The 9,207-nt window shown below is 64.7% G+C and carries 12 protein-coding genes; all 12 read left to right on the top strand.

Translation table 11 applies throughout. From position 1 onward, the window contains the following. On the top strand, positions 1 to 263 hold a 263-nt coding region (locus EP237_RS23315; protein WP_206052298.1), incomplete at its 5' end, for a hypothetical protein. 133 nt (positions 264 to 396) lie between these two features. After that, positions 397 to 723 carry a hypothetical protein gene (locus EP237_RS13785; protein WP_127561471.1) on the top strand — a complete coding sequence of 109 codons (327 nt, stop codon included), beginning with the start codon at positions 397 to 399 and terminating at the stop codon, positions 721 to 723. Next, positions 680 to 1,363: a lytic transglycosylase domain-containing protein gene (locus EP237_RS13780; RefSeq protein WP_127561488.1), complete on the top strand. Its 684-nt coding sequence runs from the start codon at positions 680 to 682 to the stop codon at positions 1,361 to 1,363. The genes EP237_RS13785 and EP237_RS13780 overlap by 44 nt, the downstream gene beginning before the upstream one ends. Continuing rightward, complete coding sequence (locus tag EP237_RS13775; RefSeq protein ID WP_127561470.1) at positions 1,360 to 1,674, top strand: TrbC/VirB2 family protein; 315 nt, start codon at positions 1,360 to 1,362, stop codon at positions 1,672 to 1,674. Before EP237_RS13780 ends, EP237_RS13775 begins: the two co-directional genes overlap by 4 nt. Positions 1,675 to 1,683: 9 nt before the next feature. After that, positions 1,684 to 1,962, top strand: a complete 279-nt coding sequence (locus tag EP237_RS13770; RefSeq protein ID WP_018065947.1) for a VirB3 family type IV secretion system protein — start codon at positions 1,684 to 1,686, stop codon at positions 1,960 to 1,962. Then, on the top strand, positions 1,952 to 4,336 hold the full coding sequence (locus EP237_RS13765; RefSeq protein WP_127561469.1) for a VirB4 family type IV secretion/conjugal transfer ATPase: 2,385 nt from the start codon (positions 1,952 to 1,954) through the stop codon (positions 4,334 to 4,336). Before EP237_RS13770 ends, EP237_RS13765 begins: the two co-directional genes overlap by 11 nt. Next, a complete protein-coding gene (locus EP237_RS13760; RefSeq protein WP_127561468.1) occupies positions 4,333 to 4,548 on the top strand; it encodes a hypothetical protein in 216 nt (71 codons plus the stop codon). Before EP237_RS13765 ends, EP237_RS13760 begins: the two co-directional genes overlap by 4 nt. 4 nt (positions 4,549 to 4,552) lie before the next feature. Continuing rightward, the gene (locus EP237_RS13755; RefSeq protein WP_127561467.1) at positions 4,553 to 5,719 is read left to right on the top strand and encodes a lytic transglycosylase domain-containing protein; all 1,167 of its coding nucleotides are present in this window, start codon (positions 4,553 to 4,555) and stop codon (positions 5,717 to 5,719) included. After that, positions 5,716 to 6,513, top strand: a complete 798-nt coding sequence (locus EP237_RS13750; RefSeq protein WP_127561466.1) for a type IV secretion system protein — start codon at positions 5,716 to 5,718, stop codon at positions 6,511 to 6,513. Before EP237_RS13755 ends, EP237_RS13750 begins: the two co-directional genes overlap by 4 nt. Continuing rightward, entirely contained in the window at positions 6,510 to 7,175 is a 666-nt protein-coding gene (locus EP237_RS13745; protein WP_206052297.1) for a VirB8 family type IV secretion system protein, read from the top strand. The genes EP237_RS13750 and EP237_RS13745 overlap by 4 nt, the downstream gene beginning before the upstream one ends. 59 nt (positions 7,176 to 7,234) lie before the next feature. After that, a complete protein-coding gene (locus EP237_RS13740) occupies positions 7,235 to 7,885 on the top strand; it encodes a TrbG/VirB9 family P-type conjugative transfer protein (RefSeq protein WP_127561486.1) in 651 nt (216 codons plus the stop codon). Next, complete coding sequence (locus EP237_RS13735) at positions 7,882 to 9,207, top strand: TraB/TrbI/VirB10 family type IV secretion system protein (RefSeq protein ID WP_127561465.1); 1,326 nt, start codon at positions 7,882 to 7,884, stop codon at positions 9,205 to 9,207. The genes EP237_RS13740 and EP237_RS13735 overlap by 4 nt, the downstream gene beginning before the upstream one ends.

Here is a 9,207-nt window from a genome sequence, read left to right as displayed (position 1 = left end):
GGGGACCTGCGGTCAGGCCCCGATTTGTGCAACAAGGCCTCGGCAATGTAGCCCTCGAAATCAGAACGGAGCAGATCGGCATATTCTCGAATGTCTTGCGACCGCTCAGGCAGGAAGGGCCGTTCCGGTGGGGTGCAGGCGTTTGTGATTTGGCCAATCAACGCGAGAGGCACAACAAGACTAAGCACACCGTATCGAAATGCACAAAACATGCGCAGGACAAAACTCCTTTGCCACTTCAAATTTATGGTTTCGTGCGGTAGCTACCTATTGCAGCCAAAGACGGTTCGTCAACTCGAATAAATCGTCTTGCAGTCAATTATGTTGTCTTGTATCGACCGTGTGGAAATGTCCCCGCGGGCCGATACTCATGATGAGGAGGGCCCAGGGGAGGTCATGATAGAAGAAGCACCGAATGTGGTCACCGAAGATGGACTGCGCGGCTTGCTCTCTGAGGGCTACCTCATTGAGGTGGTCTGCAAGGAGAGAGCGGAGAAGCGCCATAACAGCTGGTACGGCTCGTGGGTCATCCGCGCCGTCGCCACTGATGGGCGTGACGATAAAATGCTCGTCACCAGCCGAAGCGTCCTCAAGCTCCGCGACTTCAAAACCATCGTTGGTCTTGTCAGCTTCTTGGCCGACATGGGCTGTACGACCGCTAGCATCCCACTTGAAGAAGGTGGCCGCGAGCGCCACGCCGCGCCTCCGGTCAACGGCAGCTGACCGCGCGACTGCGCTCGTCGTTGCTTTGGGTACAGGCGTTTGTCCCGCGCCCCCGGCCCTGGCCGACGGTTTCATCTTCTCAGTTGGCCCCGACGGCCAATTGATTTCCTCTCCTCAAGAGGCAAACGAGCGCCTTTTTCTCTTCGCAGAACCCCGCGTTCCCGACGCCACTATCGAGACAGCGATCCCGGCCCCATCTGCCGTCCGCGCCACCCCAGAAATCCTGAATGCCATCGAGACCACGGCTCTGCGTTATGCCGGGCATGGTGCGCTGCGTCGCGCGGGGCTTTCCGTCACGGATTGGGCGCTCCTCTACCGGGCCAACATCGAAGTCGAGAGCGCGTACAATCCCGCTGCACGTAGCCCTGTCGGTGCCATAGGACTTGGGCAGCTTATGCCGGATACCGCCCGCGATCTCGGCGTGGACCCACATGACGTCGCGCAGAACCTCGACGGATCAGCCCGCTACCTGCTGATGATGCTCGACCAGTTCGGCGACGGCTCCCTGGCCCTTGCGGCTTACAACGCTGGTCCGGAGGCGGTCACACGCCACGGCGGCATCCCCCCTTTTCGCGAAACCCAAGGGCATGTGGCCCGTGTGACCGCCGTGTTTGAGCGGCTCAGAGGAGATCTTTCATGACATCGAGGAAACGTCAAATCGTGCTCCGCACGCGGGCGATCGCCGCGTTCTGCGCGATGACCCTTATCGTGCTGGCGGGCCCAGCACTCGCGCAGAGCATCGACCTCTCGCCGGTGCAGACCCTGCTTCAGGGCATCGTCGATGCGATCACTGGCCCCTTGGGGATCGTGATCGGCACGCTTGCGCTGATCGGCGTGTTTCTGTCCTGGCTCTTTGGCATCCTCGACTTTCGCCAGGCGCTTTGGGTGGTGGTTGCAATCGCGGGCATCGCCGCGGCACCCACGATCGTTGCTGCCATCTGGACGACCTGAGAAGCAACCATGTCCGACCAGTCCCGCGTGTTCATCGGCCTTCTGAGGCCACCCAAGCTGATGGGCTTGCCGATCATGTATGCCATGGTCTGGCTCTTCGGCTCGACGCTTCTGTTCCTCTGGGTGCAGAGCTGGGTGGTGGCCGTCTTCGCGGGGCTGGCCTGGCCGGCGCTCTGGAAGGCTGCGGACTGGGATCCGAACTTCCTCGATGTCCTGGTGATCACCTTGCAGGAAACCCCGCCCACGACGAACCGCAAGCTCCACGGAGGCGACAGCTATGCCCCGTGATGAACTGGCCGATAACGTGGCGGAGGCGCTCGATCCGCTCACGGCGCTGCCCGCTTGGGTCAAGGGCGAGAAACGGCTCTCGTCGATGCTGCCCTATGTCAGCCTTGCCACCGACCGGACGATCCGAACGCGCGGCAACGAGCTGATGCAATGCATCCGGCTTGAGGGCGTGAACAGCACCACGAGCGAGGATGGGCATCTCGACCGGATCGGCGGGCTCCTGGCAGGCATCGTCGCGCAGGTGGGGACCGAGTTCTCCTTCTACCTGCACAAGGTGTCGAAAGCAGTCGATGTGACGCTGCCGCCCATCCCGGGCGAGGGGTTCGCGGCCGCCGTCGATCAGCGCTGGCGCACCCATCTTGGACGCTCGGGTCTGCGCGACAAATCGCTGACCCTCACGGTGCTGAAACGTCCCGAGGCGGGCAGCCGCTTACCGTTCGGTCTTGGCGCGTCCCGCGCCCGGCATGCAGCCGACACCACTCGGCGCTTGCGCAAACTCGACGAGGTGGTGGGATTTCTGCTGTCGTCTTTCGATGAGCTGAAACCCCGGCTGCTTGCGGCCAGCACCGGCGAGCTTCTGGGCTTCCTAGGGTCACTGAACACTGGCGAAGAGCATCCGCTCTTCCCGAGGTCACGCTTGGGCGTGATCGCCGAGGACCTGGCCAATACCCGCGTCACATTCCGCGGCACGACCATCGCGCTCTCCGACGGTGCCGTCGGCGACAAGCTCGGCGCGATCTTCGCGGTGAAGAATTACCCGGCCAAGACCGACGGCCTGATGCTCGACGAGCTGAACCTGCCCGTCGATATGGTCGTCACCCACTCGTTCGTACCGATCAACGCCAACATCATGGCGGGCCGGATCAAGCGGCAGCTGCGCCTGATGCAAGCCGCCAATGACGGGGCCGTCAGTCTCGCCCAGGAACTGGAACTCGCGCAGGACGATCTGGAATCCAAACGCCTGATCTTCGGCGAGCACCACATGACGGTGGCGGTCTATGCGCGCACCCAAGCGGCGCTCGACGACATCGCGGCCGAGATCCGCAACATCTCCGCCACCTCCGGCATCAACCTGATCTCGGAAGCATTCGGAGCACGGGCGCATTTTATGGCGCAGCATCCGGGGAATACCGGGGCGCGCAGCCGCAAGGCAGCGATCACGAACCACAACTTCGCCGATCTCGCCACCTTCCACCGCAACCCACTCGGAAAGACTGGCCGGGAAGTGCCGTGGGGCGTGCCGATCACGCTCTTTCCGACACCCGAGCGCAGCGGCTTTCGCTTCAACTTCCACGAACAGGGCGCACCGGACCGCGAGCCCACGGGAGGGCACACCCTGATCCTCGGCCGCCCCGGCTCGGGCAAATCCGTGCTGGCGGCTTTCCTGATGACCATGGCCCGGCGGGCAGGTGCGCGGGTTTTCGTTTTCGATTATCGCGCTGGCATGGAGATGGCCGTCCGCGCGCTTGGCGGCAGTTATTCGACGGTGCGGGCAGGGCGTCCCACGGGCCTCAATCCGCTGCAGACCGAGATCGATGCGCGCGGTCAGGCCTGGCTTGCCGACTGGCTCGCAAGCCTCCTCGAGCGCCGGGACCGGCCTCTGACCCCGGTGCAGACCAACCGCCTGCAAGAGGTCGTGCGCCAGAACGCGAGTGCCGGGAACGCGGCCCTGCGGAACTGGTCGGATTTCGCATCGCTTTTGGTTTCGACCGATGATGAGGGCGACCTCTTTGAGCGCATGCAGGAATGGACATCCGAAGGGCGCTACGGCTGGATCTTCGGTGCGAACGCGGACGACACATTCAGTATCGACGGCGACGTGGCAGGTTTCGACCTGACCGGCATCCTCGATTCCGAGAGCGAGCGGGAACGCATGGCAGTCCTCTCCTATCTCTTCCGCCGCGTCGAGCGTGTGATCGAGGACCGCAAGCCCACGATCATCGTGATCGACGAGGCCTGGAAGGCGCTCGACAACGCGTATTTCGCGGAGCGGCTCTCGAACTGGCTGGTGACTGCCCGCAAGCAGAACGCGGTCGTCGTGATGATGACCCAGTATGCCAGCCAGCTCGAACGCACCCGGACCGGCAAGACCATCGTCGAAGCCGTGCCGACGCAGGTGCTTCTGCCCAACATCCGCGCCTCGGCTGCGGATTACGCAATGCTCGGCCTCAGCGAGAAAGAGCTGGACGTGCTTCTGGGCGTCGGGTCGGCCTCGCGGCTGGCGCTCGTGCGCGATGACCGGGGTGCTGTGGTGATCGATGCCGATCTCAGCGCCCTCGGCCCCCTAGTGACCATCCTCGGCGGCATGGAAAAGGGAGAGGCATTGGTCGGCCCTGATTACCGCGAACGACAAGATTTCTGGAGAGTGACATGACCCGTACAATCACCCGCAGCGCAGTGCTGCTTGGCCTTGGCCTGACCCTGACGGCCTGTGCGCAACATGAGCCCCGTCTGGCCAACTGTTTCAACTTCCGCGATGCGCCCGCGCAGACGGCTGCTGCCACGACGACGATCTCAACCATAGAGGCTGAGGTTACGCGCCGCGACACGGTCTGCGATTTCGTGATGCTGGGAGCGGGTGGCTAAGCGCATGCGGACCTGGCTTCCTCTCTCGATGATCGGCTTTGCACTGGCAGGTCCCACGGCGGGGCCAGCGGTCGCCCAAGGCGTGCCAACCTTCGATCTGCGCCTCTTCGCAGAGCGGCAGGCGATCCTTGAGCAGACTGATCGGGACCTGGCACTGCAGCAGGACCGGCTAAGCCGCGTGGAGGAACTGGCCGAGATCGAGCGTCAGCAACTCGCCTCCCTCGAAGGGCTGATGGATGCCATGTCCCTCGGCTCCGGCGATGTCGCAGGCACCGTGGCCGGGCTCGAGGCGGGGCAGGGGGTTGTTGGTGACGTCGAGAGTGCTGCGGCCAGCCTCTATGCGCCCGAGGATAACAACCCGGCCGCGGCCCGGATGTTCGGCGATGCCCGAGAAGGGATCGAGGAACTCATCATCCGCGCGGCGCGTCACACCCATAGCCTGCCCGGCGTAAGCCGCGCGGGGCTCTCTCTCGTGCAATGGCGCTGCCTGCTGCAGGCGCTGATCTGGCAGGAAAGCCGCTTCCAGATCGGCGCGCGCTCCCCCGTTGGGGCGTTTGGCCTCACGCAAATCATGCCCGGCATCGCGGGCGATCTCGGGATCTACCCGGCTTATTACGACGACCCCTGGCTGCAGGTCACTGGCGGCGCGCGCTACCTCGCGCAGATGCTGAACATGTTCGACGGCAACATCATACATGCGCTTGCCGCTTACAACGCAGGCCCGGGCAACGTTCAGAACTACGGCGGCGTCCCGCCCTTCGCGGAAACCCAGCATTACGTTGTGGTGATCCCGCAGCAATACAACAGCTATCTCGCCGCCGTGGGTGGCATCGATGCGCTCGGCACCATCGACCCTGTCCTTTTGGCGAACGCGAGCTTCAGCCTCTCGGCCCATGGCGCGGGCGTCTATGGCGATTATTCGCTGGTCTCGGTACGTGCGGCAGCCTTGCGCGTTCAGGACATCATCACCCGCATTGGCGAAACCGAAGACCTGCACGAGGCCATCGCACTCAACACCTATGCCCGGGCCGAGCTTGCCCGGCTGGTCGCAATCCGGACCCGGATCAGGGCCGCCCAAATCGAGCCACTCAGCGCCGAGCAAATCGCCTTGGCCGCGGCTCAAGCCGCGGAGCGGCAATACATGGATTTCAGTCAGGAGGATTTGCGTTGAACCTGCGCCCGCCCCGTTCCCTTTTCGCCGGTAGCATCGCTCTCGCGCTTGCCCTCAATGTCACCGGACCTGCCGCGGCACAGGGTGTGCCCACGGTGGACACCCAGAACATTGCCCAGGAAATTCGCCAGCTTCAGCAGATGCTGCAGGATTTCGGGATTCAGACCGACCTTCTGGACAATGCGCTTGCGCAGCTTGAGACGCTGCAAGGCCAGCTCCAGCAGTTAAACGAGATGTATGCCTCCCTCACCGGGCCGCGTAGCATCCTCGGCCTCGCCATGGGCGGTGATCTCGACAACCTGCTCGAAACCGATCTGGCCGACATTCCCGACCTGATCCGAGGGATCCAGGCGGGCGATTGGAGTGCTCTGATCGGGCCAAATGCCGGGCCGATGCGCTCGCAGATGGAACAGGCTCTGGCAAGTGCCGGGTTTGACGAAGATTCACTACGCGAAATCGCCACCAGCGGTAATCCGGGCGCGGAAGGTGTCGCCACGCGGGCAACCACGGGTGCCGTGATGTCGGCAGCGGCGCAGAACAGCCACGCAGAGGCGGAACAATCTCTTGAGCGCGTCGAACGTCTGGTCGAAATGATCCCGGATATGGAAGATCTGAAGGCGTCCATGGACCACAACACCCGCGTGACGGCGGAGCTTGCCATCGCCCTCACGCGCATGTGGGAGCTTGAAGCCATCCAGACTCTTGGCCGGGGCAATACCGGTCTCGTCGATGCCGCAACCATAGCTGAAGAACAGCGCTACATGGACTTCACTTTGCCGGAGCTTCAACCATGAGCGGGGCATTGAGGGTGAGTGCGCGCGAACTCGTGGAAGAGGAACTGATCCATGGCGCGCTGCGCCGGGAACACCTCTGGCGGATGATCGGCCTTGGCGGGGCGGGTTTCGGCGTCTTGGGCTGCCTTGCGGCCGCGGCCGTCGCCATGATGGTCGAGACGCCCCCGCCTGTTGTCGTGCCCTATGACCCCGCGACGGGTCTCGCGCTGCCCAATGCCACGGTCGAAACGGTGCGGCTTGCCGAGCGGCCCGCCATCATCGAGGCGCAGATCTACCGCTACATCCTCGACCGCGAGGCCTACAACCAGCTCGACAATGATTTGCGCGTGCGCCGGGTGCTGGCGCAATCCACCGGGGCGGCCGAGGCCAGCATGCGCGCCATGTGGACCTCGGGGCAGGAGAGCTATCCGCCGACCCGCTACGGCCCCGCAGCTGAGATGGCGGTCGAGATCGCCTCGATCACGCTGATCGGCGAGAACCGCGCGCAGGTGCGTCTCAGAAAGCGCCTGACCAGCCCGCAAGGGGCTCAGGACGGATCCTTCACCGCGACGCTGATGTTCGCTTTTCAGCCCGAACGGACCCGCTCGATCGACGATGTCTGGCAGAACCCCTTCGGCTTCACCGTCACCCAATATGCCATCCGATCGGACCGTTCCGAATGACCTCTGTTCCCGTTCTCACATCCGTTCACGCCCTTCTCGTCGCCGGTGCGTTGGCGCTCATGGCGCCCGCAGCTCTGGCCGAGACCACGCCGCGCCCCGGTCCCCATGACAACCGCGTCCGGATCGCCACCTGGACCGAGGGGCAGGTCTACCGCGTCGTCACCACTCTGACCCGCGTCACCACCGTCGAGTTCGGCGAGGGCGAGACCATCCGCTCGATCATCGCGGGTGACACGGTCGGCTTCCAGTTCGACGGCGTGCCGGGCGGGCGTGCCTTCGCCATCAAACCCGCCGCCTCGGGGGTGGCCACCAACATCACGGTCTACACGAACCGCCGCTCCTACTATTTCCACGTGGTCGAGGCGCGCGAGACTCCGCATTACGTCGTGCAGTTCCGCTATCCCGAGAGTCGCGTTCAACCGGCTCGGGCCGTCGCGGCTGATGCGCCGAATGCCAACTACGCCGTCAGCGCAAGCGAGGAGTTCACGCCGACGGCTATCTGGGATGACGGCACCTTCACGTATTTCCGCTTTGCGCGGAACGCGCCGGTCCCGGCGATCTTTCGCTATGCCAATGGCGGCGAGCGGGCGGTGAACAGCACGGCACTCGAGGACGGTGTGATCCGGGTCTCGGGTGTGAACCGGCAATGGGTCCTGCGCCTCGGGGAAGACGAGGTCTGTGTTCAGGATATGGGCGGACCGACGTCATGAGCCAGGACACCGAAGACCTCGCCGCGCGTCTCGCGGCGCTTGAATCGACGGGCGACAAGAAGCGCGGTGCCGCACGGCCCTCCCCGCTGGCCGCCATCCTCGGTGTGGCCGGGATCGTGGCCGTGGGCGGGCTGGCCTGGGCCGCCCTACAGCCATCGCCGGAAGCCCCACTGCCGACCGCAGCCCCGGAAGAGTTCCAGACCGCCGGATCGGGCTTCGGCGACCTCGCACCCATGCCCGTGGTCGAGCCTGCACCGCCGCCACCGGCCGAGACCGGCCCCTCCGCGTCGGAACTGGCGCTGATGGAGAGCCTCGCAACGCTGCGCGCGGAACTCGAAGACCTGCGCGCACGGCCCGTCGAGGCCTCGGACAGCGGCGCGGAGCAGGCCATCGCCGATCTCACGGCGCAGATCGCGGCGCTGCAGGAAGCCTCGTCTGAGGCGCAGCGCGCACTCGAGCGGCAATTGACCGAACGCGACCGGGAACTCGACCAGCTGCGCATGGACCTTGAAGTTGCACGGCTGACCCCGCCTGCGCCCACGGACCTCGGGCCGAACGAGGAGGAGTTACGGCTTGCCGAACTCGAGCGCCGCCGCATCGCGGAGGCCGAGGCGCGGGCCGAACGCATCGCCTCGCCCATGATCGCGTTTTCCGGGATGGCGGCAGGGACCGACCGAGAGAACAGCCTCGAGGCCGCGCGCCTGAATGAAGACGAAGCCTTCGTGCGCGCTGGCGCAAGACCCGCCCCGGTGACGCGGGCCGAAGTGATCGTGAACCCCGGCAACACCGTCGTGCAAGGCACGATGATCCAGGCCGTGACGGAAACAGCGCTCGACAGCACGCTGCCCGGCGCGATCCGCGCGATCGTCTCCGAGGACGTTCATTCATTCGACGGCACGCGGGTCCTCATCCCGCGCGGCGCGCGTCTCGTGGGGCGCTACCGCTCCGATGTGGCGCTCGCGCAATCGCGGGTCATGGTGGCCTGGGATCGCATCATCCTGCCCGACAACCAGACCGTGGAGATCAGCGCCTTTGGCGGAGACGAGCTCGGTCGCACCGGCACCACCGGCTTCGTCGATACCCGCTTCGCACAGCGTTTCGGCTCGGCCGCGCTGATCTCGCTGATCGGGGCTCTTCCTGCCGCAGCTGCAGGTCAGATTGAGGATGAGGCTGCGGCCGATATCGCAAGTGACGTGGGCACGGACCTGCGCGACAGCACCCAAAGCGTGATGCAGGACTATCTCGCGATCCGGCCCGTGATCCATGTCGATCAGGGCACCCGGATCACCGTCATGGTCGACCGCGACCTGGAGATCTTCTGA

The organism is Nioella ostreopsis, from assembly GCF_004000255.1.
Classification (GTDB): Bacteria; Pseudomonadota; Alphaproteobacteria; order Rhodobacterales; family Rhodobacteraceae; genus Nioella; species Nioella ostreopsis.
The sequence above is the reverse complement of the archived record's forward strand: the minus strand, read 5'-3'. Positions and strand labels throughout refer to the sequence as shown.